The organism is Ochrobactrum sp. SFR4, assembly GCF_019730395.1.
Classification (GTDB): Bacteria; Pseudomonadota; Alphaproteobacteria; order Rhizobiales; family Rhizobiaceae; genus Pseudochrobactrum.
Genome location: NZ_JAAPBB010000440.1, coordinates 1 through 339, shown reverse-complemented (window position 1 = coordinate 339; position 339 = coordinate 1). Strand labels below are relative to the sequence as shown.

At 51.6% G+C, this 339-nt stretch carries 1 protein-coding gene; it reads right to left on the bottom strand.

The annotated features are described in order from the left end of the window. Positions 1–339: CocE/NonD family hydrolase C-terminal non-catalytic domain-containing protein (locus tag HBA93_RS19730; protein WP_286202080.1), on the bottom strand; the 339-nt coding region annotated here is incomplete at both ends.

Below are 339 nucleotides of genomic sequence, written 5' to 3'. Positions count from 1 at the left end.
CACCGGCTCATCCACGGGCATCGGCTCCGGATGTTCATAACCGTTCCGGTGTGCAAGGTTGAGAACACCAAAACTAATGCGTGTTGCCCGGCCATCCGGATGCACATCCACCAAACGTATAACCAGATTTGCCAGCGGCGCCTTACTGGCAACGATCAGTTCAACTTCGGGAATCCCGAGATAAGAGCGGGCATCTTGGAACGGTTTTGTTTCCAGAATATAGGATTTCTCGTCATCAATCACCTGATCTCCTGCCATTTCCGCATCAGGTTTCAGTGTGAACCATTCACCGGCGGTTGTCCCTGTATCAAGAGCTGAGCGGATATAAACAGGACAAGC